This is a genomic window from Paracoccus binzhouensis, from assembly GCF_016446475.1.
Lineage (GTDB): Bacteria > Pseudomonadota > Alphaproteobacteria > Rhodobacterales > Rhodobacteraceae > Paracoccus > Paracoccus binzhouensis.
The window spans coordinates 1-24,680 of record NZ_JAEHFP010000030.1 but is presented as its reverse complement, the minus strand read 5'-3'; the positions used below and the strand labels follow the sequence as shown (position 1 = coordinate 24,680).

At 66.7% G+C, this 24,680-nt stretch carries 27 protein-coding genes and 1 pseudogene; 4 read left to right on the top strand and 24 right to left on the bottom strand.

Annotation, left to right across the window (positions count from 1 at the left end; translation table 11 throughout):
- The 22 genes and pseudogenes from nuoL to uvrA form a co-directional block, all read right to left on the bottom strand.
- The gene (gene nuoL, locus I9P22_RS09455) at positions 1-2,118 is read right to left on the bottom strand and encodes an NADH-quinone oxidoreductase subunit L (RefSeq protein ID WP_199259237.1); all 2,118 of its coding nucleotides are present in this window, start codon (positions 2,116-2,118) and stop codon (positions 1-3) included.
- 6 nt (positions 2,119-2,124) lie between these two features.
- Complete coding sequence (gene nuoK, locus I9P22_RS09450) at positions 2,125-2,430, bottom strand: NADH-quinone oxidoreductase subunit NuoK (protein ID WP_155064184.1); 306 nt, start codon at positions 2,428-2,430, stop codon at positions 2,125-2,127.
- A 99-nt stretch (positions 2,431-2,529) separates the two neighbouring features.
- Positions 2,530-3,132, bottom strand: coding sequence for an NADH-quinone oxidoreductase subunit J (locus I9P22_RS09445; RefSeq protein ID WP_199259236.1), 603 nt, complete (start codon positions 3,130-3,132; stop codon positions 2,530-2,532).
- Positions 3,129-3,533, bottom strand: a complete 405-nt coding sequence (locus I9P22_RS09440; protein WP_199259235.1) for a carboxymuconolactone decarboxylase family protein — start codon at positions 3,531-3,533, stop codon at positions 3,129-3,131. Before I9P22_RS09440 ends, I9P22_RS09445 begins: the two co-directional genes overlap by 4 nt.
- Positions 3,530-4,021, bottom strand: a complete 492-nt coding sequence (gene nuoI, locus I9P22_RS09435; protein ID WP_199259234.1) for an NADH-quinone oxidoreductase subunit NuoI — start codon at positions 4,019-4,021, stop codon at positions 3,530-3,532. The genes I9P22_RS09440 and nuoI overlap by 4 nt, the downstream gene beginning before the upstream one ends.
- Positions 4,021-4,203 carry a hypothetical protein gene (locus I9P22_RS09430; RefSeq protein WP_199259233.1) on the bottom strand — a complete coding sequence of 61 codons (183 nt, stop codon included), beginning with the start codon at positions 4,201-4,203 and terminating at the stop codon, positions 4,021-4,023. Before I9P22_RS09430 ends, nuoI begins: the two co-directional genes overlap by 1 nt.
- Before the next feature lie 3 nt (positions 4,204-4,206).
- A complete protein-coding gene (gene nuoH / locus I9P22_RS09425) occupies positions 4,207-5,244 on the bottom strand; it encodes an NADH-quinone oxidoreductase subunit NuoH (RefSeq protein ID WP_199259232.1) in 1,038 nt (345 codons plus the stop codon).
- Between the two features lie 18 nt (positions 5,245-5,262).
- Positions 5,263-6,033 carry a hypothetical protein gene (locus I9P22_RS09420; protein ID WP_199259231.1) on the bottom strand — a complete coding sequence of 257 codons (771 nt, stop codon included), beginning with the start codon at positions 6,031-6,033 and terminating at the stop codon, positions 5,263-5,265.
- Positions 6,034-6,038: 5 nt separating this feature from the next.
- Positions 6,039-8,057 (bottom strand): NADH-quinone oxidoreductase subunit NuoG, encoded by a 2,019-nt coding sequence (gene nuoG, locus I9P22_RS09415; RefSeq protein WP_199259230.1) that lies wholly within the window; start codon positions 8,055-8,057, stop codon positions 6,039-6,041.
- A gap of 90 nt (positions 8,058-8,147) precedes the next feature.
- A complete protein-coding gene (locus I9P22_RS09410) occupies positions 8,148-8,609 on the bottom strand; it encodes a hypothetical protein (protein WP_199259229.1) in 462 nt (153 codons plus the stop codon).
- On the bottom strand, positions 8,606-9,004 hold the full coding sequence (locus I9P22_RS09405; protein WP_199259228.1) for a DUF5333 domain-containing protein: 399 nt from the start codon (positions 9,002-9,004) through the stop codon (positions 8,606-8,608). Before I9P22_RS09405 ends, I9P22_RS09410 begins: the two co-directional genes overlap by 4 nt.
- A gap of 149 nt (positions 9,005-9,153) precedes the next feature.
- Complete coding sequence (gene nuoF / locus I9P22_RS09400; RefSeq protein ID WP_199259227.1) at positions 9,154-10,449, bottom strand: NADH-quinone oxidoreductase subunit NuoF; 1,296 nt, start codon at positions 10,447-10,449, stop codon at positions 9,154-9,156.
- 4 nt (positions 10,450-10,453) lie between these two features.
- The gene (locus I9P22_RS09395; RefSeq protein WP_199259226.1) at positions 10,454-10,708 is read right to left on the bottom strand and encodes a DUF5337 domain-containing protein; all 255 of its coding nucleotides are present in this window, start codon (positions 10,706-10,708) and stop codon (positions 10,454-10,456) included.
- A complete protein-coding gene (locus tag I9P22_RS09390; RefSeq protein ID WP_199259225.1) occupies positions 10,708-11,298 on the bottom strand; it encodes a hypothetical protein in 591 nt (196 codons plus the stop codon). Before I9P22_RS09390 ends, I9P22_RS09395 begins: the two co-directional genes overlap by 1 nt.
- A 48-nt stretch (positions 11,299-11,346) precedes the next feature.
- Positions 11,347-12,048 (bottom strand): annotated as a pseudogene (nuoE, locus tag I9P22_RS09385) (NADH-quinone oxidoreductase subunit NuoE); the annotation flags it as partial.
- Entirely contained in the window at positions 12,048-13,286 is a 1,239-nt protein-coding gene (locus I9P22_RS09380; RefSeq protein ID WP_199259223.1) for an NADH-quinone oxidoreductase subunit D, read from the bottom strand. The gene I9P22_RS09380 and the pseudogene nuoE, both read right to left, overlap by 1 nt.
- A 2-nt stretch (positions 13,287-13,288) precedes the next feature.
- Positions 13,289-13,720, bottom strand: coding sequence for a thioesterase family protein (locus I9P22_RS09375; RefSeq protein WP_233253297.1), 432 nt, complete (start codon positions 13,718-13,720; stop codon positions 13,289-13,291).
- Positions 13,717-14,331, bottom strand: a complete 615-nt coding sequence (locus I9P22_RS09370) for an NADH-quinone oxidoreductase subunit C (RefSeq protein ID WP_199259222.1) — start codon at positions 14,329-14,331, stop codon at positions 13,717-13,719. Before I9P22_RS09370 ends, I9P22_RS09375 begins: the two co-directional genes overlap by 4 nt.
- 3 nt (positions 14,332-14,334) lie before the next feature.
- On the bottom strand, positions 14,335-14,874 hold the full coding sequence (locus tag I9P22_RS09365; RefSeq protein ID WP_199259249.1) for a NuoB/complex I 20 kDa subunit family protein: 540 nt from the start codon (positions 14,872-14,874) through the stop codon (positions 14,335-14,337).
- On the bottom strand, positions 14,874-15,239 hold the full coding sequence (locus I9P22_RS09360; protein WP_199259221.1) for an NADH-quinone oxidoreductase subunit A: 366 nt from the start codon (positions 15,237-15,239) through the stop codon (positions 14,874-14,876). The genes I9P22_RS09365 and I9P22_RS09360 overlap by 1 nt, the downstream gene beginning before the upstream one ends.
- 178 nt (positions 15,240-15,417) lie before the next feature.
- Positions 15,418-15,792 (bottom strand): DUF4260 domain-containing protein, encoded by a 375-nt coding sequence (locus I9P22_RS09355; RefSeq protein ID WP_199259220.1) that lies wholly within the window; start codon positions 15,790-15,792, stop codon positions 15,418-15,420.
- The gene (uvrA, locus tag I9P22_RS09350; RefSeq protein ID WP_199259219.1) at positions 15,789-18,668 is read right to left on the bottom strand and encodes an excinuclease ABC subunit UvrA; all 2,880 of its coding nucleotides are present in this window, start codon (positions 18,666-18,668) and stop codon (positions 15,789-15,791) included. The genes I9P22_RS09355 and uvrA overlap by 4 nt, the downstream gene beginning before the upstream one ends.
- A 147-nt stretch (positions 18,669-18,815) precedes the next feature.
- Here uvrA and I9P22_RS09345 point away from each other — a divergent pair, with 147 nt between their 5' ends.
- Positions 18,816-19,169: a GFA family protein gene (locus I9P22_RS09345; protein ID WP_199259218.1), complete on the top strand. Its 354-nt coding sequence runs from the start codon at positions 18,816-18,818 to the stop codon at positions 19,167-19,169.
- Here I9P22_RS09345 and moaA read toward each other — a convergent pair.
- On the bottom strand, positions 19,166-20,200 hold the full coding sequence (moaA, locus tag I9P22_RS09340) for a GTP 3',8-cyclase MoaA (RefSeq protein WP_199259217.1): 1,035 nt from the start codon (positions 20,198-20,200) through the stop codon (positions 19,166-19,168). The two genes, I9P22_RS09345 and moaA, sit on opposite strands and share 4 nt — an antisense overlap.
- A gap of 124 nt (positions 20,201-20,324) precedes the next feature.
- Between moaA and I9P22_RS09335 the strand changes: the two genes are divergently transcribed.
- Positions 20,325-20,873, top strand: a complete 549-nt coding sequence (locus I9P22_RS09335; RefSeq protein WP_199259216.1) for a hypothetical protein — start codon at positions 20,325-20,327, stop codon at positions 20,871-20,873.
- Here the strand turns inward: I9P22_RS09335 and I9P22_RS09330 are convergent.
- The gene (locus I9P22_RS09330) at positions 20,861-21,568 is read right to left on the bottom strand and encodes a DNA alkylation repair protein (RefSeq protein WP_199259215.1); all 708 of its coding nucleotides are present in this window, start codon (positions 21,566-21,568) and stop codon (positions 20,861-20,863) included. The genes I9P22_RS09335 and I9P22_RS09330 overlap by 13 nt on opposite strands.
- A gap of 336 nt (positions 21,569-21,904) precedes the next feature.
- Between I9P22_RS09330 and I9P22_RS09325 the strand changes: the two genes are divergently transcribed.
- Positions 21,905-22,840 (top strand): bifunctional 5,10-methylenetetrahydrofolate dehydrogenase/5,10-methenyltetrahydrofolate cyclohydrolase, encoded by a 936-nt coding sequence (locus I9P22_RS09325; protein WP_199259214.1) that lies wholly within the window; start codon positions 21,905-21,907, stop codon positions 22,838-22,840.
- Between the two features lie 85 nt (positions 22,841-22,925).
- Positions 22,926-24,488: a BCCT family transporter gene (locus tag I9P22_RS09320; protein WP_199259213.1), complete on the top strand. Its 1,563-nt coding sequence runs from the start codon at positions 22,926-22,928 to the stop codon at positions 24,486-24,488.
- Positions 24,489-24,680: the final 192 nt, after the last annotated feature.

Below are 24,680 nucleotides of genomic sequence, written 5' to 3'. Positions count from 1 at the left end.
TCAGTGCGCGCCCCGCATCATCACCCAGATCAGCAAGCCCACGATGCCCAGAACCATCGCGAAGGCGTAGTGGAACAGATAGCCCGATTGCACCCGGACCGCCGCACGGGTCAGCCGCGGGATCAGCCCCATGGCCACGCCGTTGATGGTGCCGTCGATGACGGCGCCGTCGCCGCCCTTCCACAGCGCGCGGCCGAGCCATTTCGCTGGGCGGACGAAGAGGAAGTCGTAGATCTCGTCGAAATACCACTTGTTGAGCAGGAACTGGTACAGCGCCGGCTGCTGCGCCGCCAGCCGCCGCGGCAGCGTCGGGTTGGCGATGTAGAAGAAGAAGGCGGTGACCAGCCCCAGAACCATGGCGATGAAGGGCGAGACCTTGACCCAGGCGGGCGCATGGTGCGCCTCGTCCATGATGTGGTTGTCGGGATGCATGTAGATCGCACCGCCGACCGGCGCGGCGACAGGCGCAGCGGGGGCAGCTGCTTCGCCCTCGGCCGTATCGGCGGCGGCATGTTCGGCCGGGGCCGCCTCGGTCGCGGGCGCCTCGGTGGGTGCGTGTTCCGCCGCTTCGCCCTCGGCCGCTTCGTGATGCGTGCCGGCGATGTGGAAATATTCCGTGACCTTGTGATGGTCGCCGAAGAAGGGGCCGTACCAGACCATGCCGGCAAGGACCGCGCCGATGGCCAGCACCCCCAGCGGGATGGTCATCACCGGCGGGCTTTCATGCGCATGGTCATGGGCATGATGATCGCCGCGCGGCTTGCCGTAGAAGGTCAGGAAGATCAGCCGCCAGCTGTAGAAACTGGTGAAGCAGGCGGCGATCACCAGCAGCCAGAAGGCATAGCCGCTGCCCGCCCAGGCGCTTTCGATGATGGCGTCCTTGGACAGGAAGCCGGCGAAGCCGATATGGGTCAGCGGGATGCCGACGCCGGTGATGGCGAAGGTGCCGATCATCATCGCCCAGAAGGTCAGCGGGATCTTCTTGCGCAGTCCGCCATAGTTCCGCATGTCCTGTTCGTGGTGCATGGCATGGATCACCGAGCCGGCGCCCAGGAACAGCATGGCCTTGAAAAAGGCGTGGGTCAGCAGGTGGAACATCGCCGCCGAATAGACGCCGACGCCCGCCGCCACGAACATGTAGCCCAGCTGCGAGCAGGTCGAATAGGCGATGACGCGCTTGATGTCGTTCTGCACCAGGCCCACGGTCGCGGCGAAGAAGGCGGTGCTGGCGCCGATGATGACGATGAAATGCTTGGCATCGGGCGCGAATTCGTAAAGCGGCGACATGCGGCAGACCAGGAACACGCCCGCCGTCACCATGGTCGCGGCATGGATCAGCGCCGAGACCGGGGTCGGACCCTCCATCGCGTCGGGAAGCCAGGTGTGCAGGAACAGTTGCGCCGACTTGCCCATGGCGCCGACGAACAGCAGGAAGCCCAGCAGGTTCGCCGCGTTCCAGTCGCGCCACAGGAAATGCATCTGGGTCTGGGCGATCTCGGGGACCTGGGCGAAGATCTCGTCGAACTGGATCGTGCCGGTCAGCCAGTAGAGGCCGAAGATGCCCAGGAGGAAGCCGAAGTCGCCGACCCGGTTGACGATGAAGGCCTTCATCGCCGCCGCGCCCGCCGACTGCTTCTTGTAGTAGAAGCCGATCAGCAGGTAGGAGGCGACGCCCACGCCCTCCCAGCCGAAGAACATCTGCAAGAGGTTGTCCGCCGTCACCAGCATCAGCATGGCGAAGGTGAAGAACGACAGATAGGCGAAGAAGCGCGCCCTGTAGTGCTCGTGATGCTCGAAATTGTCGTCATGGGCCATGTAGCCCAGCGAATACATGTGCACCAGCGCCGAGACCGTGTTCACCACGATCAGCATGATCGCGGTCAGCCGGTCCAGCCGGATCGCCCATTCCGCGTGAAAGTCGCCGGCCACCACCCAGTCCAGCACCGGGATGTGCCGCGGCACGCCGTCGAAGGACAGGAACAGGTACCAGCTGAGCAGGCAGCACAGGAACAGGATGCCGGTGGTCAGGTATTGCGCGGCCTTCTCGCCGATCGCGCGCCAGCCGAAGCCGGCGATCAGCGACCCGACGAGGGGCGCAAAGAGGACGATCTTTTCCATGCCGCCTTATCCCTTCATCACGTTGACGTCTTCTACCGCGATGGTGCCGCGGTTGCGGAAGAAGACGACCAGGATCGCCAGGCCGATGGCGGCTTCGGCCGCCGCCACGGTCAGGATGAACATGGTGAAGACCTGCCCCGCCAGGTCGCCCAGATGGGTCGAGAAGGCGACGAAGTTGATGTTCACCGCCAGAAGCATCAGCTCGATCGACATCAGGATGACGATGACGTTCTTTCGGTTCACGAAGATGCCGAAAATGCCGGTGACGAACAGTATCGCCCCCACGACAAGGTAATGTGTCAATCCGATCATCGTCCTGGTCCCTCCGGGTCGTTCACCCGTTGAAATATCCGTTTGCTACTGGGATCGCCGTGACGATCCCGATGGCTATCGCGGTCCAGCTTGCCGCGTTCAAAGCCCCTGCCCCGGCTTCACGTCCCGCATCTCGATGGCCTTGGCCGGGTCGCGCCACATCTGCTCCAGCACGTTCTGGCGCTTGATGTCGCGGCGGTGGCGCATGGTCAGAACGATGGCCCCGATCATCGCGACCAGCAGCACCATGCCGGCCAGCTGGAACATCAGCACGTAGCGGTCGTAAAGCACCATGCCCAGCCCGCGGGTGTTCTGCACCCCCTCGACCACCGGCGCCGCGCGCAGCGCCTCGGCCTGGTCCGAGGCCGTCCAGCCGGAAAAGGCGATGCCCAGCTGCGCCAGCAGCACCACGCCGATCAGCAGCGCCAGCGGCAGGTAGCGCGCCAGCTCGCCCTTGAGCTCGGCGAAATCCACGTCGAGCATCATCACCACGAACAGGAACAGCACCGCCACGGCGCCGACATAGACCACGACCAGCAGCATGGCGACGAATTCCGCGCCCTGCAGCACGAACAGGCCGGCCGCCGAGAAGAAGGCGAGGATCAACCACAGCACCGAATGCACCGGGTTGCGGCTGATCACGACCATGAAGCCCGCGACACAGCAGCAGACCGCGAACAGGTAGAAAGCGAAGGTCATCATTCCTCGTCCTCCTCGGCATAGACGCTCTGGGCGATCTCGAGCGCCTTCTGCATCGCAGGCAGCCCGCCGAACATGCTCATCTGAAAGATCGTCTCGGCGATCTCGCGTTTGGTGGCGCCGGCCGCCAGCGCCTGACGGATGGTCAGGCGCAGCTGCGGCTCGGCCAGCGCGCCCTGAACGGTGATCGCGCCGATGGTGAGAAGCAGGCGCGTCTTGGCGTCCAGCCCCTCGCGGTTGAAGGTCTTGCCGAACCACATTTCCAGCATGTCGGCAGGGATCGTCGGCACCAGCTTTTCCATGGCGCGCATGTCGAAATGTTCCAGCGCCGGGTTGAAGGCGCGCGCCATCTCCTGGCCGGAAGCCATCATCTGCGCGAAAAGCCTGGTGAACGCATCGGTCATCTGTAGGGCGCATCCATCTGCAGGTTGCGGGCGATCTCAGCCTCCCAGCGCTCGCCGTTCGCAAGCAGCTTCTGCTTGTCGTAGAACAGCTCCTCGCGGGTCTCGGTGGCGTATTCGAAGTTCGGCCCCTCGACGATGGCATCGACCGGGCAGGCCTCCTGGCAGAAGCCGCAATAGATGCACTTGGTCATGTCGATGTCGTAGCGCGTGGTGCGGCGCGAGCCGTCCTCGCGCGGTTCGGCGTCGATGGTGATGGCCTGGGCCGGGCAGATCGCCTCGCACAATTTGCAGGCGATGCAGCGTTCCTCGCCGTTCGGATAGCGGCGCAGCGCGTGCTCGCCGCGGAAACGCGGCGACAGCGGGCCCTTTTCATGCGGGTAGTTCAGCGTCGGCTTGGGCGCCACGAAATAGCGCATGCCCAGGCCGAAGCCCTTGATGAAGTCCCACATCAGGAAATACTTGGTCGCCCGCGCGAAATCGAAGGCCATCAGAAACGCTCCCCTTCCCGCGGCGCCGCGAAACGGTCGAACGCGGCGACATAGTCCCGGATGCGGGCGCTGTCCTGCGCCTGTTCCGCATTGTCCAGGTTGTTGGCGAGGAAATGCGCCAGCTCCACCTTGTCGGTCTCACTGGCTTTGGCAAATGCCTCGGCTAGCTTGTTGGAATACATGGCTTATCCTCCGACTGCGAAGCGAGCCCAGAAGCCGCCCAGCACTTCGTAACGGGCCAGGATCGCGACCAGCACCACCCAGCCCAGCGACAGGGGCAGGAACACCTTCCAGCCGATCCGCATCAGCTGGTCGTAGCGATAGCGGGGCACGATCGCCTTGACCATGGCGAACATGTAGAACCAGAACCACATCTTGATGACCATCCACCACCAGCCGTCGGCGATGAACGGCACCGGCGACAGCCAGCCGCCGAAGAACAGCAGCGAAAGCAGCGCGCACATCAGGTAGATGGCGATATATTCGCCCGCCATGAACAGCAGGTAAGGCGTGGACGAATATTCGACCATGTGGCCGGCGACCAGCTCGGATTCGGCCTCGGCGAGGTCGAAGGGCGGGCGGTTGGTTTCGGCCAGCGCCGAGACGAAGAACAGCACCACCATCGGCAGGTGCGGCAGCCAGTACCAGTTCAGAAGGCCGTAATCGCCCTTTTGCGCCAGCACGATCTCGGTCAGGTTCATCGAGCCCGAGGAGATGATGATGCCGATGATGATCAGCCCCATCGACACCTCGTAGGAGATCATCTGCGAGGCCGAGCGCAGCGAGGCCAGGAACGGATATTTCGAGTTCGAGGCCCAGCCGCCCATGATCGAGCCGTAGACTTCCAGAGACGAGGCGGCAAAGACGAACAGGATGCCGACGTTGATGTTCGCCATGACCCAGCCCTCGTCGAAGGGGATCACCACGAAGGCGAACAACGCCAGCATCATCGACAGGAAGGGCGCCAGGAAGAAGATGAACTTGTCGGCGCCGGCCGGGATGACGATTTCCTTGACGACGTATTTCAGCGCATCGGCAAAAGTCTGCAGCAGGCCCCAGGGTCCGACCACGTTGGGACCCCGGCGCATCTGGACCGCCGCCCAGATTTTGCGGTCGCCATAGACCATGAAGATCAGCGAGCCCATGACAAAGGCAATGACCGCCAGACCCTGCAAGAGCAGGCTGAGCGCGAAACCATAGGGCGAGGCCCAGAATTCAGCCATGATCTTTCGTCCCTTCTCTCACGCCGCGGGAATGCCGCGTGCCTTGCATTCCTGCAAGGTCTCTTTCGTTGTCATCACCGTCAGGCCCATCGGTTTCTCCGCGGACAGGGTGAACACCGAGCCGACGACCATCTTGCCGTTGCGCTTGTCCCTGAGCGTGCGGATGTGGCGGGCGTAAGGCGTCCCCTTGGCGTCGGCCCAGTTGGCCAGCGCGCATGTGGCATAGGCGAAGGCCGTGTCGGCGTCCACCCCGGCTTGCAGGTTCGCGGTCACTTCCACCAGGCTGTCCGCGCCCTTGCGCGAATTGGCCAGGGCCGTCACCTGCGCGCCCTGGAAATCCTTGGGATCGGCCTCGAAGCTCGAAGGCAGGTTCAGCCGCAGCGGCCGGGTGCGGGCGGCGAACGCGGCCAGCGCCTTTTCCTGCGCGGTGGGTTCGCGCTTGCGCACCGGGCCCATGTCAGGCAGTCCCGACAGGTCGAGGTCCAGATTGGCGTTCAGCGCCAGCAGATCCGCCTCGGTCACCGCGAAGGCGTCGCGGCCCTCGGGGCTGTCCAGCGCCATCTCGCTGACCGATCCGTCGGGCTCCAGGATCAGGATCTCGCCCGACTTGGTCGAGATCCGGCCCTTGGTCAGCACCTTCTTGTAGGGCGAGCCGCCGTCGCTTTGCAGCACCGCGACACCCAGCTCGGCCGGTTTGGGCTGGGGACGCAAATCGGTCTTCGAATCGCCGCAGCCGGCCAGCAGGGCCGTGGCACCCATTCCGATCAGCAGGGCCAGACGGGACCGCATCCTGTTCACTCCGCCGCCAGGGGCGGGGCCTTGCGCGCCGCCGCAATCGCCGAAAGCTCGCCCATCAGCGGCGAGGCGCGCGCGATGGGGTTGGTCAGGTAGAAATCCTTGATCGCATAGCGGAAGCTCGCCTGGCCCAGGTCCAGGCGGTCCAGCGGCTGCCAGTCGTTCTGCGGCACCTGATCGATCTGCGCCAGATGCGGCACCGCCTCGACCAGCTTGCGGCGCAGCCCGGCCAGGCTGTCCCAGGGCTGGGTCTTGCCCAGCTCGGCGGACAGCGCGCGCAGGATCGCCCAGTTCTCCTTGCCCTCGCCGGGCGCGAAATTGGCGCGGACGGCCAGCTGCGGCCGGCCCTCGGTATTCACGAACAGCCCGCTTTCCTCGGTATAGCAGGCGCCGGGCAGGATGATGTCGGCGCGATGCGCGCCGCGGTCGCCATGGCTGCCCTGATAGATCACGAAGGGACCGGCAGCGATGTCCACCTCGTCGGCGCCGAGGTTATAGACCACCTCCGCGCCCTCGATGGCGGCAAGCAGGCCGCCCTCGGTCACCGCGCCCACGTCCACGGCACCGACGCGGCCGGCGGCGGTATGCAGCACCAGCAGCTTGCAATCGCCCAGCTCGCAGATGCGCATGGCATTGGCCAGCACCGCCTCGCCATCGGCCTCGCGCAGCGCGCCCTGGCCGACGATGACGATGCCGGGCGTGCCGTCCTTGTTCGCCAGATCCTCGTCCAGCAGCCTGGCCAGCGCGGCACGGTCATTGCCGAAATGGTGGTAGTCATAGGTCAGGTCCACCGGCTCGCCGATCAGCGCGACCTGCGCGCCATGCGCCCAGGCCTTGCGGATGCGGGCATTCAGCACCGGCGCCTCGTCGCGCGGGTTGGTGCCGATCAGCAGGATGCGCCTGGCGCTGTCGATGTCCTCGATCCGCGCCGTGCCGACATAGGCCGAACGGTTGCCGGCCGGCAGCCGCGCGCCGTCGGTGCGGCATTCAACGGTGCCGCCCAGCCCCTCGACCAGTTGCTTCAGGCTGAACGCCGCCTCGACCGGGACCAGGTCACCGATCAGCCCGGCAAGTTTCTTGCCCTGCATCGCCCGCGCTGCGGCCTCCAGCACCTCGGGCCAGGAGGCCGGGCGCAGCTTGCCATTCTCGCGGATATAGGGCCGGTCGAGGCGCTGGCGGCGCAGCCCGTCCCAGACGAAGCGGGTCTTGTCGCTGATCCATTCCTCGTTCACGCCGTCATGGTTGCGCGGCAGGATGCGCATGACCTCGCGGCCCTTGGTATCGACGCGGATATTCGACCCCAGCGCGTCCATCACGTCGATGGATTCGGTCTTGGTCAGCTCCCACGGCCGGGCGGTGAAGGCATAGGGCTTGCTGACCAGCGCGCCGACCGGGCACAGGTCGATGATATTGCCCTGCAGGTTCGATTCCAGCGTCTGGTTCAGATAGCTGGTGATCTCGCTGTCCTCGCCGCGGCCGGTCTGGCCCATCTGGGTGATGCCGGCGACCTCGGTGGTGAAGCGCACGCAGCGGGTGCAGGAAATGCAGCGCGTCATATGCGTTTCGACCAGCGGGCCGAGGTTCAAATCCTCGGAGGCGCGCTTCGGCTCGCGGTAGCGGCTGAAATCGACGCCATAGGCCACGGCCTGGTCCTGCAGGTCGCATTCGCCGCCCTGGTCGCAGATCGGGCAGTCGAGCGGGTGGTTGATGAGCAGGAACTCCATCACCCCCTCGCGGGCCTTCTTGACCATGGGGCTGTTGGTGCGGATCTCGCTGGGGGCGCCGTCCGGGCCGGGGCGCAGGTCCTTGACCTGCATGGCGCAGGAGGCGGCAGGCTTGGGCGGGCCGCCCACCACCTCGACCAGGCACATGCGGCAGTTGCCGGCGATGGACAGCCGCTCGTGATAGCAGAAGCGCGGCACCTCGATCCCGGCCTGCTCGCAGGCCTGGATCAGGGTCAGGTTCGGATCGACCTCGATAACCACGTCGTCGATCTTGATCTTGCGAAGATCTGCCATCTTTCGTCTTCCCTCATGCCCCGCGGCGGCGGCTGGCCGATGCGAGTTTCAAATGCTGGCCCAAGGCTGGCCCGGTTGTCCTGTGCACCGTCATTCCTGCACCTTCACGAAGGCGCGCGGATAGACGGTCGGCACCATTCTGTCTGATTCATTGTCGCGCGTGACCAGCACGGCGGCCGCTTCCTGGCCGGGCTGGAAGATCACCGTCGCCCGCACCGCGCCGGCGGTGTTGTAGCGCACCCGGCGGTTCACGTCGGTGGTGTAGCGGCTGCCGTCGCGGGTCCGGCAGGCGATCTCGGCCCCCGCCGCATTGCCGGTGATGCGCAAGAGCGGCGCCCCGGTGATCCCGCGCGTCAGCTTGGTGCGCACCCCCGGCCCGGTCGCGTCGCATTGCAGGTCGCCCGGCGCGAAGATCGAGAATTGCAGATAGAATTTCTGCGCCGTCGGCTGAAACGGGTCCGAAGGCTCGCCCGCAAAGGCGTCCGCCGCGATCATCGCGGCAGCGGCGGCGGCCATCAGTCCCAGTCCGATCCGGTTGAGCCATTTCGTCATTTCGCCACCAGCAGGCTGCCAATCACGGTATTCTTCTGGATCTCCTGCCGGCCGATGCGGCAGAAGCTCTCGGCATCGTCGGCCGTGGCGCCGTTGCGGACCAGGTAATCCTCGGCCACGGCATAGATGCGCTTCTTGTCTTCCTTGCTGTCCAGGAAGGCGTCGATCTGGGCGTTGGAATAGCCCTTGTTGCGGGCATAGGACTTCAGCTTCCGCGCCTCGCCATAGGCATAGAGGATGCGGCCGTCGATGCTGGGACAGGTGCGGCGGATGCGGTCGGCGATGCGCGCCGCGATCAGCCGGTCGTTGATGTATTTTTCCTTGCTCAGCGGCTCCAGCGCGGCGGCAGGCGTCGCCAGCACGGCCCCCATCAAGGCAAGCGGCAGAAGTTTCATGGCTTTGGCCTTTCTGTCATGACACCCGGTCATAACACGGCCGCGTCCCATGGGTTCGACACCTTGTCTTGAGCGCTGCCCGGCCATGCGGGCGCGCTCCCCCAAGGGGGTCCGTCGCGCCGCATTGTCCCGGAGCTGCGCCATGGGCCCTACTCCGCCGCCATCGCGCCCATGCGCCCGGTGCGCTTGGCCTTGATGCGGTCCTCGATCTCCTCGCGGAAGTTGCGGATCAGGCCCTGGATCGGCCAGGCGGCCGCGTCGCCGAGCGCGCAGATGGTGTGGCCCTCGACCTGCTTGGTCACGTCGAAGAGCATGTCGATCTCCTCGACCTCGGCATCGCCGCGCACCAGCCGCTCCATCACCCGCATCATCCAGCCGGTGCCTTCGCGGCAGGGCGTGCACTGGCCGCAGCTTTCGTGCTTGAAGAATTTCGACAGCCGCCAGATCGCCTTCACCACGTCGGTCGATTGGTCCATGACGATCATGCAGGCGGTGCCGAAGCTGGATTTCAGCTCGCGCATGCCGTCATAGTCCATGATGGCGTTTTCGCACATCTCGGCGGTCAGCACCGGGCAGGAGGCGCCGCCGGGGATCACCGCCTTGAGGTTCTTCCAGCCGCCGCGGATGCCGCCGCCATGCTTCTCGATCAGTTCGCGCATGGGGATCGACATGGCCTCCTCGACCACGCAGGGGGTGTTGACATGGCCGGTCAGGCCGAACAGCTTCACGCCGGCGTTGTTCGGGCGGCCGAAGCCCGCGAACCATTCGGCGCCGCGGCGCAGGATGGTCGGCACCACGGCGATCGACTCGACATTGTTCACCGTGGTCGGGCAGCCGTAGAGCCCCGCCCCGGCCGGGAAGGGCGGCTTCATGCGCGGCATGCCCTTCTTGCCCTCCAGGCTTTCCAGCAGCGCGGTTTCCTCGCCGCAGATATAGGCGCCGGCGCCGTGGTGCAGGTAGAGGTCGAAGTCCCAGCCCGAACCCGCCGCATTGCGGCCCAGCAGCCCCGCGTCATAGCATTCGTCGATGGCGGCCTGCAGCGCCTCGCGCTCGCGGATGAACTCGCCGCGGATGTAGATATAGGCCGCATGGGCGCCCATGGCGAAGCTGGCGATCAGCGCGCCTTCGATCAGCGTGTGCGGATCGTGGCGCATGATCTCGCGGTCCTTGCAGGTCGCGGGCTCGGATTCGTCGGCGTTGATGACCAGGTAGGAGGGGCGGCCGTCCGATTCCTTGGGCATGAAGGACCATTTCATGCCGGTCGGGAAGCCGGCGCCGCCACGGCCGCGCAGGCCCGAAGCCTTCATCTCGTCGATGATCTTGTCGCGGCCGCGCTGGATGATGGCGGCGGTGCCGTCCCAGCAGCCGCGCGATTTCGCGCCGGCCAGGCTGCGGTCGCCCATGCCGTAGATGTTCGTAAAGATCCGGTCCTGATCGTTCAGCATCGTCTTATCCTTGTCCCTGCGAGGACGCATTGCGCCGCCGCCAGATCCGCCAGGTCACCAACAGCGACCAGATCAAGGCCCCAATCGCCGCCAGATCGGCGAGAAAGGCGTATTTCGCGGGCCAGTCCTGCTGACCCCCCAGCCATTGCACCCCAAGCCACAGCGCCATGGTGACGGCGATCACCACCGCCACCAGCCGCATCTGCCGCGCATCGGCCGCCTGGCCCTGCGCCGGGTCCTGTTTCGCGGGGCGGGCCATCAGCCGGCCTCGCCCGTATCGACGCGGCGCGAATGGGCAGTCTCGCCCCCCGCCGCCAGAAGCTTCGCCTGGCCGACCCAGTCGTCGGCCTCGATCCGGCTGCCCATCCGGCCCATGCGCTGCGCGAAAGCCGCCGAAGTCTGGGCGTCCCAGGCGGCGATCTGCGCATAGCGCGTTACGCCATTCTCCTGCAGCCAGTCCGAGATCTTGGGACCGATGCCCTTGATCCGCCGCAGGTCGTCGGCCGCCGCCGCGCCCGCCCCGGCCGGCATGGCCTTGTCAATGGGCAACTGCGCCGCCGTCGGCTGCTCGGGCAGCAGGGCCGAGACCAGCAGCGCCTCGGGCTGGCTGTCCAGCTGGCGGCGCTGCAGATCCTCGGGCATCACCGGCACGAAGGGCGGCAGCGGCTCGGGTTGCCCCTCGCAGAGCAGCCAGACCATCAGCGCGCCGAACAGCACGAAGGTCACGACGCCCAGGAACAGCCCGGCCAGCCAGTGCAGATCACCGATTCCCGAGGCGGACAACAGCACCAAGACCCCGGCGATAGCCGCCGAGATCCAGCAGTTCCTGTTGCACTCAACCCGTTCCATCGTGATCGGACTTCTCTCCGCCTTCGTGAATTAAGCGCGCTTTTCCGCGCCAAGCCAAGGCGTGGTGATCGGAACCTCGGTGCCGTCGATGCGCTTGACCGTGTCGCCCAGCCGCACCGCCAGCGCCACGCTGCCGTTATACGGCTCGCCGCCCTTCAGATCGGCCAGCGCGGTCGGTCCGCCCAGGGCCTCGGCCGAGAAGCGGCCGTTCTGCGGTCCCGGCACCGGCACCTCGCCCGCGGCGAAGCGGTCGATCAGCGCCGAAAGCTTCTCGGCGGTCAGGTCCTCGTAGAAATCCTTGCCGATCTGGGCCATGGGCGCGTTGGTGCAGGCGCCCAGGCATTCGACCTCTTCCCACGAGAACCGGCCATCGGCCGACAGCGCATGCGGCTCGGGCGCGATCTTTTCCTTGCAGACCCGGATCAGGTCCTCGGCGCCGCAGATCATGCAGGTGGTGGTGCCGCAGATCTGGATATGCGCGACCGAGCCGACCGGCTGCAGCTGGAACATGAAGTAGAAGGTCGCGACTTCCAGCGCGCGGATATAGGGCATGCCCAGCAGGTCGGCGCAATATTCGATGGCCGGGCGGGACAGCCAGCCCTCTTGCTCCTGCGCGCGCCACAGCACCGGGATGATCGCCGATTGCTGGCGGCCTTCCGGGTATTTGGTCATCTGGGCGCGGGCCCATTCCAGGTTGTCGGGCGTGAACTCGAACGAGTCCGGCTGGATGGGGGACAGACGGCGCAGCATCAGCGGTCAACCTCTCCGAAAACGATGTCGAGCGTGGCGATGATCGCCGGAACGTCGGCCAGCATGTGGCCGCGCGACATCCAGTCGATCGACTGCAGATGCGCAAATCCCGGCGCCCGCAGCTTGGCCCGCCAGGGCTTGTTGGTGCCGTCGGCGACCAGATAGACGCCGAATTCGCCCTTGGGGGCCTCGACGGCGGCATAGACCTCGCCGGCCGGAACCTTGAAGCCCTCGGTGTAAAGCTTGAAATGGTGGATCAGGCTTTCCATGTCGCGCTTCATGTCGGCGCGCTTGGGCGGGGTCAGCTTGCCGCGCGCCAGCACGTCGCCGGCGGGTTCTGCCCGCAGCTTCTGGATCGCCTGCTGCATGATCCTGGTCGATTCGCGCATCTCGGCCATGCGGCACAGGAAGCGGTCATAGCAATCGCCATTGGTGCCGACCGGGATCTGGAAGTCGAACTCGTCGTAGCATTCATAGGGCTGGCTGCGGCGCAGGTCCCAGGCCAAGCCCGAGCCGCGCACCATCACCCCGGTATAGCCCCAGTTCAGCGCGTCCTCCTCGGTCACCACGCCGATGCCGACCAGGCGCTGCTTGAAGATCCGGTTCTCGACCAGCAGGGTGTCGAGGTCGTCGACCAGCTTGGGGAAGCGCTCGCACCATTCCTCGATATCGTCCAGCAGGTCCGGCGGCAGGTCCTGGTGCACCCCGCCCGGGCGGAAATAGGCGGCGTGCAGCCGCGCCCCGCAGGCGCGCTCGTAGAAGACCATCAGCTCCTCGCGCGCCTCGAAGCCCCAGAGCGGCGGGGTCAGGGCGCCGATGTCCAGCGCGCCGGTGGTCAGGCCCATCAGGTGGTTCAGGATGCGGCCGATCTCGGAATAGAGCACCCGGATCAGGCTGGCGCGGCGCGGGATCTGCGTGCCGGTCAGCCGCTCGATGGCCAGGCACCAGGCATGCTCCTGGTTCATCGGCGCTACATAGTCGAGCCGGTCCAGATAGGGCAGGTTCTGCAGATAGGTGCGGCTTTCCATCAGCTTCTCGGTGCCGCGGTGCAGCAGGCCGATATGCGGGTCGGCGCGCTCGACGATCTCGCCGTCCAGCTCCAGCACCATGCGCAGCACGCCATGCGCGGCCGGGTGTTGCGGGCCGAAATTGATGTTGAAGTTGCGGATGCTCTGTTCGCCGGTCAGGGCGTCGACCGAGCCGTCGTCATAGATGTTCTTGCGGATGTCGCCGTCCATGGTCATCCCTCCAGCCCGGCCCTGGCGCGTTTGGCGGCCAGCCGGTCGTTGAATTTCGCGGTGTCGATCAGCGCGCGGCGATGCCGGCCGGCGCCGATGCGGTCGATGCCGTCATGGGCCACGACCCGGAACCAGATGAAGCGGCCGTCGATCTCCTCGACCTCGGTCTCGACCGTCACCTCCTGCCCGGGCAGGGTCGGGGCACTGTGGTCCACGTCCACATGCACGCCCAGCGAATCCTCGCCTTCCTCGTAATAGGGGCGCAGCTGCTCGACGCAGGCCCATTCCATCAGCCCGACCATCTTGGCCGTGGCGAAGACCGCCGGCATCTGCGGAAATGCGCCCCGGTCCGAGAACAGCGCACGCACGGTATCGCCCTCGGCCACCGTCATGCGGAAGCGGGCGCGGGCACCGGGGGTCAGGCCGGGTTTCACTTCTTCGCCTCCGGGGCTTTCTCGTCGCCCGGCAGCACGTATTTCGCGCCCTCCCACGGCGACAGGAAGTCGAACTGGCGATATTCCTGCACCAGCTTCACCGGCTCGTAGACGACGCGCTTCTCGACATCGTTCCAGCGCACCTCGACATAGCCGGTGGTGGGGAAATCCTTGCGCAGCGGATGGCCGCGGAAGCCGTAATCGGTGACGATGCGGCGCAGGTCCGGATGGCCCGAGAACAGGATGCCGAACAGGTCGAACACCTCGCGCTCGTACCAGTCGGCGCCGGGGAAGACGCCGGTCAGGCTGGGGACCAGCTCGTCCTCGCGCACCTGGACCTTCACGCGGATGCGCTGGTTCTGATACATCGACAGCAGGTGATAGACCAGGTCGAAGCGCGCCGGCCGCGCCGGGTAGTCGACGGCGGTGATGTCGATCAGCGTCGAGAAGCGGCAATTCGGGTCGTTGCGCAGGAACTCGATCAGGCCGATCACACCCGACAGCGTCGCGTTCACCGTCAACTCGCCGAAGGCCACCTGGGTGGAGATCACGTCGCTTTCGCGGCGCAGGGTGATGTGCTCGACCAGTTCCAGCAGGGCTTCGTCAGACATGGCTCACCTCACCAGCGTGCCGGTGCGCCGGATGCGGCGCTGCAGTTGCAGGATGCCGTAGAGCAGCGCCTCGGCGGTCGGAGGGCAGCCGGGGACGTAGATGTCCACCGGCACGATGCGGTCGCAGCCGCGCACCACCGAATAGGAATAATGGTAATAGCCGCCGCCATTGGCACAGCTGCCCATGCTGATGACATAGCGCGGCTCGGGCATCTGGTCGTAGACCTTGCGCAGCGCCGGGGCCATCTTGTTGGTCAGGGTGCCGGCGACGATCATCAGGTCCGACTGGCGCGGGCTGGCGCGCGGCGCGGTGCCGAAACGCTCCAGGTCGTAGCGCGGCATCGAGGTCTGCATCATCTCGACCGCGCAGCAGGCCAGGCCGAAGGTCATCCAGTGCAGACTGCCGTTGCGGGCCCAGTTGATGATGTCCTCGGTCGTGGTCAGCAGGAAGCCCTTGTCCTGCAACTCGCGATTCAACTCGGCCGTCGCGACGTCGCGGTCGGCGCCCGCGGTGTTCGGGCCGGTCTGCAGGCCGGAAGTCATCACGCCCATTCCAGCGCCCCCTTCTTCCATTCATAGGCAAAGCCCACGGTCAGGACCGCCAGGAACAGCATCATACCCCAGAAGGCCACGTCCGTCAGGCTGCCAAAGCTGACCGCCCAGGGAAACAGGAAGGCCACCTCGAGGTCGAAGATGATGAACAGGATCGACACCAGGTAGAAGCGCACGTCGAACTTCATCCGCGCGTCGTCGAAGGCGTTGAAGCCGCATTCATAGGCGCTGACCTTTTCCGGGTCCGGGTTGCGGACGGCCAGGACCGCCGCGGCCAGAATCAGCACGATGGCAAGGCCCGAGGCCATTCCCAGAAAAACCAGGATCGGCAGGTATTCTTGCAGCAGATATTCCACTGGGTTGGGCTCCCTTTCGCTCGCAGGAACCCGACTGGCGCCCCGCGATGGGTTTGGCTGACGCCCGTTTAGCCCCGGTCGCCGGTATGGTCAACGGTCGGACCCCGCGTCATGCCGGCTTTGCAAGGCCCGGGAGGCGACAAAATCACAGCTTTTCGCGCCGGATTTTCAAGGTATTTTACTCAGCTTTCGCGGCCGATGCGACCCAGATATGCGTGTCGCGAAAGCCCGTGGGCCGTTTCAGCCCGTATCCCAGCGCCCGGTCGATGCCGATATGGGCCAGCCACAGCCCGCCGCCGGCGATCAGCCCGGTCGACCCCAGCGCCACCCCCGCCGCCGCCAGCAGGAAGGGCAGCGCATAGAGGTGGATCAGGTTGTAAACCGCAGCGCCCGCCCGCGGCCCGGCCAGATAGCCCAACATCGACAGGTCGGGCGCCAGCAGAATCGCCAGCCAGGCCGGCACCCCCCAGCCGGGAGAGGCGAGCGCCGCGACCAGCAGCCCGCCCAGCCCCAGCCCCGCACCTTCCAGCCGCTGCCAGAGGACCGGACTCATTCCGCCGCCCGGCTGCGCGCGGCACCGAGCATCGGCGCCAGGTAGCGGCCGGTATGGCTTTCCTCGATCCTGGCCACCTCCTCGGGCGTGCCGGTGGCAACGATGCGGCCGCCGCCGTCGCCGCCCTCGGGGCCGATGTCGATGATCCAGTCGGCGGTCTTGATGACGTCGAGGTTATGCTCGATCACCACCACGGTATTGCCCTGGTCCACCAGGGAATGCAGCACTTCCAGCAGTTTGCGCACATCCTCGAAATGCAGGCCGGTGGTCGGCTCGTCGAGGATATACAGCGTCTTGCCGGTCGCCCGGCGACTGAGCTCCTTGGAAAGCTTCACCCGCTGCGCCTCGCCGCCCGAGAGCGTCGTGGCCTGCTGGCCGACCTTGATATAGCCCAGCCCCACCTCGACCAGCGCATCCATCTTGTCGCGGATCGAGGGCACGGCCTTGAAGAACTCCTGCGCGTCCTCGACCGTCATGTCCAGCACGTCGGCGATGGACTTGCCCTTGAAGGTGACCTCCAGCGTCTCGCGGTTGTAGCGCTTGCCCTTGCAGGTCTCGCAGGTGACATAGACGTCGGGCAGGAAATGCATCTCGATCTTGATGACGCCGTCGCCCTGGCAGGCCTCGCAGCGGCCGCCTTTGACGTTGAAGCTGAAGCGGCCGGGCTTGTAGCCGCGCGCCTTCGACTCGGGCAGGCCGGCATACCAGTCGCGGATATGGGTATAGGCGCCGGTATAGGTCGCCGGGTTGGAACGCGGCGTGCGCCCGATGGGCCGCTGGTCGATGTCGATCACCTTGTCCAGCAGCTCCAGCCCCCTGATCGTCTCGCAGGGCGCCGGGGTCTGGCGTGCGCCATTAAGCCGCAGGCTCGCGGTCTTGAACAGCGTCTCGATGGTCAGCGTCGACTTGCCGCCGCCCGAGACGCCGGTGACGCAGACGAACTTGCCCAGCGGGAATTCGGCGGTGACGTTCTTGAGGTTGTTGCCGGTGGCGCCGATGACCTTGATCGCCTTGCCATTGCCCTTGCGCCGCTCGGCCGGCACCGCGATCTCGCGCGCGCCGGACAGATACTGCCCGGTCAGGCTGTCGGGGTTGGAGGCGATCTCGGCCGGCGTGCCCCTGGCGACCACCTGGCCGCCATGCACGCCGGCGCCCGGCCCCATGTCGAAGACGTAATCGGCATGGCGGATCGCATCCTCGTCATGCTCGACCACCAGCACCGAATTGCCCTGGTCGCGCAACCCCTTGAGCGTGCCGAGCAGCCGGTCGTTGTCTCGTTGGTGCAGGCCGATCGAGGGCTCGTCCAATACGTAAAGCACCCCGGTCAGGCCCGAGCCGATCTGGCTGGCCAGCCGGATGCGCTGGCTTTCGCCGCCCGACAGCGTGCCCGCCGCGCGGGACAGCGTCAGGTAGTCGAGGCCCACGTTCACCAGGAAGCCCAGCCTTTCGCGGATCTCCTTGAGAATGGCGGCGGCGATCTCGTTCTTCTGCTTGGTCAGGTGCTTCGGGGCCGCCTCGACCCAGGCCAGCGCCTCGCGGATCGACAGTTCGGTGACATGGCCGATATGCGCGCCCGCGATCCTGACCGCCAGCGCCTCGGGCTTCAGCCGGTAGCCCTCGCAGGCGCCGCAGGGGCGGTTGTTCTGGTACTTCTCGAACTCCTCGCGCACCCAGGCCGAGTCGCTTTCGCGCAGCCGCCGCTCCATGTTCGGGATCACCCCCTCGAACTGGCGGGTGACCTCGTAGACCCGGCCGGCATCGTCGAAGCGGAAGGGAATCTCGTCCTGGCCCGAGCCGCGCAGGAACATCTGGCGCACCGATTCCGGCAGGTCCTTCCACGGCGTCTTCTTGTCGAAGCCGTAGAACTTGGCCAGAGCGTTGATGGTCTGGGTCAGATAGGCCGATTTCGACTTGGCCCAGGGCGCGATGGCCCCTTGCGCCACCGACAGCGCCGAATCGGGCACCACCAGCCGTTCGTCGAAGAACAGCTCGACCCCCAGCCCGTCACAGACCGGACAGGCCCCGAATGGGGCGTTGAAGGAAAACAGCCGCGGCTCGATCTCGGGGATGGTGAAGCCGCTGACCGGGCAGGCGAAATTCTCGGAGAAGGTGATGCGCTCGGGCTCGCCCGCGCCTTTTTCTTCCCCAGGCCCACCCCCGGCGGTTTCCAGCACCGCGATGCCGTCGGCCAGATCCAGCGCGGTGCGGAAGCTGTCGGCCAGACGCGTCTCCATGCCCGCGCGCACGACGATGCGGTCCACCACCACGTCGATATTGTGGCGGAACTTCTTGTCCAGCACCGGCGGCTCGTCCAGCTCGTGGAACTGGCCGTTGACCTTGACGCGCTGGAAACCCTGCTTCCGCAGCTCCAGGAACTCCTTTTTATATTCGCCCTTGCGGTCGCGGACGATGGGCGCCAGCAGATAGGCACGCGTGCCCTCGGGCAGCTCCATCACCCGGTCCACCATGTCCTGCACCTGCTGCGCCTCGATGGGCAGGCCGGTGGCCGGCGAATAGGGCGTGCCGGCGCGGGCGAACAAGAGCCGCAGGTAGTCGTAGATCTCGGTCACCGTGCCGACGGTCGAGCGCGGGTTCTTGCTGGTCGTCTTCTGCTCGATGGAAATCGCCGGGGACAGGCCGCTGATATGGTCCACGTCCGGCTTGCCCATCATGTCGAGGAACTGCCGGGCATAGGCCGACAGGCTTTCGACATAACGCCTCTGCCCCTCGGCATAGATGGTGTCGAAGGCGAGGCTGGACTTGCCCGAGCCCGACAGGCCGGTGATCACCACCAGCTTGTCGCGGGGAATGTCCATGTCCACGTTCTTCAGATTGTGCTCGCGCGCGCCGCGAACCTCGATGAACTTCTGTTCCATCGCGCCAGTCCTGATTCCGCCAAGCGCATGAGATAGGCATCCGCGCCGAAATGGCAACCCGAAACAGAACAACTGGGGAACATTTCCGCTTGCGACCCCGGCCGCCCTGCCCCACCATGCCGGTGAGTCGCGACATGGGAGGCACCGATGAGTCGACAGCATTACCAGGGCAGCTGCCAATGCGGCGCCGTCGCCTATGAGGTCGAGGCCGATCTGGACCAGACCTTCACCTGCAACTGCTCGCGCTGCCGGCGGCTGGGCTTCGTGCTGACATTCGTGCCGCGGGGGGATTTCCACCTGACCAGCGACGGGCCGGTGACGGAGTACCTGTTCAACCGCAAGCAGATCCACCACCGTTTCTGCCCGGCCTGCGGCGTGGAAGCCTATGCCTTCGGCACCGGGCCGGACGGGGTCGAGATGGTGGCGGTGAACGTCAACTGCCTGGAAGGGGTCGATCCGCGCGCGCTGAAGAGCAAGGCGGTGGACGGGGCCAGCTATTAGCCGCCGGTATGGCTCATGTAGCGGCTGACCTGGCCGGCGACATGCCGGCGGGAATAGTCGAAATCATGGCCCTTGGGCTTGCGGGTGATGGCCTCGCGGATGGCCGCGCGCAGCGGCGCGTCGTCCGGGCTGGCGCGCAAAGGCGCGCGCAGGTCGGCACGGTCCTCCTGTCCCAGGCACATGAACAGCTCGCCCGTGCAGGTGACGCGGACGCGGTTGCAGCTTTCGCAGAAATTATGCGTCAGCGGGGTGATGAAGCCGATCTTCTGCCCGGTTTCCTCGAGCCGGACATAGCGGGCCGGACCGCCGGTGCGCTCGGCCAGCGGCACCAGGGTGAAGCGTTCCGCCAACCGGGCGCGCAGGTCGGACAGCGCCTGGTATTGCTCCAGCCGCTGCTCCTCGCCCATCTCGCCCATGGGCATGACCTCGATGAAGGTCAGGTCGTGGTCGTTCGCCGCGCACCAGTCGGCCAGGCGGAACAGCCCGTCCTCGTTGAAGCCCTTCAGCGCCACGGTGTTGATCTTGACCCGCATGCCGGCGGATTTCGCGGCCTCGATGCCCTGCAAAACCTGCGGCAATCGGCCCCAGCGGGTGATCCGGGCGAAGCGGTCGGGATCGAGCGTGTCCAGCGAGACATTGACCCGCCGCACGCCGCAATCGGCCAGTTCACCAGCGAATCGCGCCAGCTGGCTACCATTGGTGGTCAGCGTCAATTCGTCCAGGCCGGCGCCCAGGTGGCGCGACATGGCGCGGAAGAATTCCATGATGTTGCGCCGCACCAAGGGCTCGCCGCCGGTCACGCGCAGCTTGCGTACGCCCAGGCTGATGAAGGCGGAACACAGCCGGTCCAGCTCTTCCAGCGTCAGCAGGTCGCGCTTGGGCAGGAACTGCATGTGCTCGGCCATGCAATAGGTGCAGCGGAAATCGCAGCGATCCGTCACCGATACCCGGAGATAGGTGATCGGCCTGGCAAAGGGGTCTATCAGCGGGGCCTGCGCGTCCATGCCGCAAAGATAGGATGGGGCCCGCATCGGCACAAGCCGGCCGATCCGTTAATACTGTCGTAACCACGAATGGAAGCTCGGGTGGACAGAGGGGCGCCGGCGGGTCTAGCCTCGACCCCGATCGCCACCGGCAAGACGAGGGGAACCGCCCATGACCAAGCCGATCCTGCGCCTTCTGGGCGCGCTGGCATTGCTGACGTTGGCCGCCTGCACCCAGAACCCGCAGACGGGGGATGCGCCCGCCGGCCGGGTAATGGACGGCATGATCGACCCCGCGACCGGCCAGCCGGTGATCTCGGGCCCGGTCCTGACCGGCACCGCGCCGCGCACGCCGGGCAAGACGCTCAGCACCGCCTCGCCCCCCGCGCCCGCCGCCCGCACAGCGGCGGAATTCGACACCACGACGCGCGAACAGAAGGCCGCGGCGGCGGCCGCACCGACCACCGGGGAACGCCGGCTCGGCACCACCATCGCCTCGCTTGGCGATCCGTCACAGCCGGGCTTCTGGATCAAGACGCCGCTGGCGAAATCCGAATCCGACGGCCGCATCGTGAACCCGGCGAACGGCAGATCCGCCAAGGTGCGGCTGATCCCGATGGGCGGCCCGGCCAGCGGCGGCAGCCAGGTCTCGCTGCCGGCGCTGCAATTGATCGGCGTCAGCCTGACCGACCTGCCCACGCTCGAGGTCTATGGCAACTGATCGCCGCCCGGCGCACCCTTGCGGTTCTCGGGCAGCCAGCGGCCTGCCTCGCGCCGGGCAAAGGGTTTCAGCCGCGATCCATGCGCCGCCAGCCACTCGCGGACGCGCTGCGGATCGTGCTTGGACAGGTCGCGCAGCCACCAGCCGATGGCCTTCTGGATGAACCATTCGCGGTCATCGGCCAGCCGTTCGAGCCAGGACAGCACCCGCTCGCGCCGCGCCAGGTCCTGCGGCTTGGGGTTGCGGATGCGGGTCCAGGGCAAGGTGCCGACCAGGGCGGCACGCCGCACCCAGAGACTCGGGTGCTCCAGCCACGCTTCGACCTCGTCGAGCCGCGCCGGTTCCGCCAGCAGCCGCCGCTCACCGGCCTTCATGGCGTGATCGGCGATCGCCCAGGCGTCGAATTGCGGCACCCAGCCGGCGATCAGCCGCCAGACCTGTTCGTCCGGGCGGATACGGGCCTGGGTCAGCAGCTTCGCCGCCGCGATCCGCGCCTCGTGCACGTCGCTGTCCCAGAGCCGCCGCGCCAGATCGACCCGCTCGGGCACGTCCCTGCCCTCGCGCCAGCCGCGGGCCAGCGCGTCGATCTCGGGCACGGCGACGCCCAGATAGACCCGCAGCGCCTTGTGATAGGCCGCCATCCCGGCCGCCTTGCCGGCATCGCCGCGCGCCTTCAGCTCGTCCAGTTCCCGCATCTTTCCCCTGCCCCCGCATAGCCGGTGCGCCATGCCGACCGCGCGGGACCGCATGGCGCACCGGCCGCGATTCATACGCCCTGCGCCGCAAGCCGGCAAGGAATCCACCTCGGGCCGCCACGGCGGGAAGCCCGGCAGGCGGCCACGCGCGCAAACCCGCGCCGGCCGCCGCCGCGGCATCACCGGACGACGCTTTTGTCGCCCGGAATGTCGGTTGAGTGCGCTTCACCGCCGCCCGCATATCCCATCCTCGTGCCGGAAGGCGCTCGCCTGAGCCAAGGGCGGTTCGCAGCCGCCGCAGCAAAGCCGGACCAGGACCAGGATAGAAACCGCTTGATGCCCGACCGCCACGATCACCGCCTCATCGACGGCCGGGCCGTGCAGGCCCGCATCCTGGCGGAACTGCGCGCCGCGTTCGCGCGCGAAAAGGCGATCCGCCCGGTCGGCCGGCTGCTCTCGGTCTCGATCGGTCCGTCGCCCGGGATCGAGGTCTATGTGCGCAACCAGGCCCGCGGCGCCGAACGCGCCGGCCTGCCCTTCGAACAGCAACTCTGGCCCGCCGACATCCCCCAGGAGGAATGCAAGCGCCGAATCGCGGCGCTGAACGACGATCCCGGGGTGCTGGGCATCATCCTGCAGCGGCCGGTGCCGGCGCATATCCATGTCCGCTCGCTGCAAGCGGCGATCCATCCGCTGAAGGATGTCGCGGGGATGAACCCGGCCTCGATCGGCAACATCGTCTATGACGACCTGGCGCTGGCGCCCTGCACCGCCGCGGCGGCGGTGGAACTGCTGCGCGAGACCGGGCTGAACCTGCGCGGCCTCGAGCTGGTGATGATCGGCCATTCCGAGATCGTCGGCAAGCCCGCCGCCTTCCTGCTGATGGCCGAGGGCGCCACGGTTACCGTCTGCCATCACATGACCCGTTCCGTCGCCATGCATTCGCGGCGCGCCGACGTGGTGGTCGTGGCGGTGGGCAAGCCGCATCTGATCGGGCCGGAGATGCTCAAGCCCGGTGCCGCGGTCATCGACATCGGCATCAACCAGGTCGGCGCCCCCGCTGTCACGCTGCCGATCCTTGGCGATGTCGACACCGACAGAGTGCGCGAGGTGGCAGGCTGGATCACCCCGGTCCCCGGCGGCGCGGGTCCGGTGACGGTGACGGTGACGGTGACGGTGACGGTGACCATGCTGATGCGCAATGCGCTGACCGCGCACAAGCGCCAGGTCGCATCCGGCTGGCTGCCGCCGGCCACGCTGCGCGGCCCCTGAGGCGCGGCCGCAAGCCTGACGGGCTTCCGCCGACCGCGCCGGAAGCATCGACGAGTCCTGGAGGAGACTGCGGAGGAGATCGCATATGCAGACAACACCCGAGAGGGGAATCAACACCGGCGTCTTCTGGCCTGCCATTGCCATCGCCGGAGGCTTCGTGACGTGGGGCGTGCTTGCCCCCGACAGCCTGGCCGCCATCGCCACGGCCACATTGAACTGGATCATCCGGGTCTTCGGATGGAGCTTCGTCATTTCCACGGCCTTTTTTCTGGCCTTCGCCCTGTTCCTGGCCTTCAGCCGTTTCGGCCGCATCAAGCTGGGCCATGACGACGAGAAACCCGAATTCTCGACCCGCTCCTGGGTCTGCATGATGTTCAGCGTCGGCATGGGCATCGGGCTGATGTTCTGGGGCGTGGCCGAGCCGATCAGCCATTTCGGCACCCCGCCGCACGGCCTGGCCGAGCCGCAGACCCGGGACGCCGCGCTGGTCGCCATGCAATACGCCTATTTCCACTGGGCGCTGCACCCCTGGGCGATCTATGCGATGGCCGGGCTGGCCATGGCCTATTTCAGCTATCGCCGCGACCTGCCGACGTTGGTCTCCAGCGCCTTCCATCCACTTCTGGGCGACCGCGTGCACGGGCCCATCGGGCGCACCATCGACGTGCTGGCGATCATCGCCACGCTGTTCGGCACCGCGACCTCGCTGGGCCTAGGCGCGCAGCAGATCAACAGCGGCATGAACTACCTGTGGGGGACTGGGGAATCCGCGACCATCGCGCTGACCATCATCGCCGTGCTGTCGGTGCTGTTCATCCTGTCGGCGGTCTCGGGCGTGGGCAAGGGCATCCAGTTCCTCAGCAACATGAACATGGTCATCGCCGTGCTGCTGCTGGTGTTCCTGGCGCTGCTCGGCCCGACCGTCTTCATCCTCGACACACTGATCGAATCGCTGGGCTATTACTTCGGCGACCTGGTGTCGATGTCCTTCCGCACCTCGGCCTTCAGCGACAGCAAGTGGCTGGCCAGCTGGACCATCTTCTACTGGGCCTGGTGGATTTCCTGGGCGCCCTTCGTCGGCGTGTTCATCGCCCGCATCTCGCGCGGCCGCACCATCCGCGAATTCGTCGTGGGCGTGCTGATGATCCCCAGCGCCGTGACCTTCGTCTGGTTCACCGTCATGGGCGGCAGCGCCCTGTTCTCCGAGCTCGGCGGCCCCGGCGGCCTGATCGAGGCGATCACCCGGCAGGGCGCCCCGGTCTCGCTTTTCGCGCTGCTCGAGCAATATCCGCTGGCCGGGCTGACCTCGGTGGTGGCGATGTTCCTGGTGGCGATCTTCTTCGTCTCGGGCGCCGATGCGGCCTCGGTGGTGATGGGGATGCTGTCCTCGCACGGCACCACGCATCCGCGCGCCGGCATCGTCGTGCTCTGGGGCCTGCTGGCCGGCGCCTCGGCCTCGGTGCTGCTGGTGATGGGCGGGCTGGACGGGCTGCAGACCGCCTCGATCATCGTGGCGGCGCCGTTCCTCGTGGTGATGGTGGGGCTTTGCGGCTCGCTGTGGAAGGGGCTTCTGGACGATATCGAAGTGCATGGCCATTTCGAGGAGATCGACCCGCATACCGGCGGGCTGAAAGACCGGCCGCGCTGAACCGTTCCCGGCGGTGCTGCCCGGCCCCGCCGGCACGGTCCAACCCTCACGGCCCAACCCTGGTGCAGAAATGTCCGCCCCCTCTTCGCCCCCCGACCCCGCCTCGGCGCCTGCGCAGCGCTACGTCTTCCTGCTTCTGGACCGCTTCACCCTGGTCTCCTTCGCCGCGGCGATCGAGCCGCTGCGGCTGGC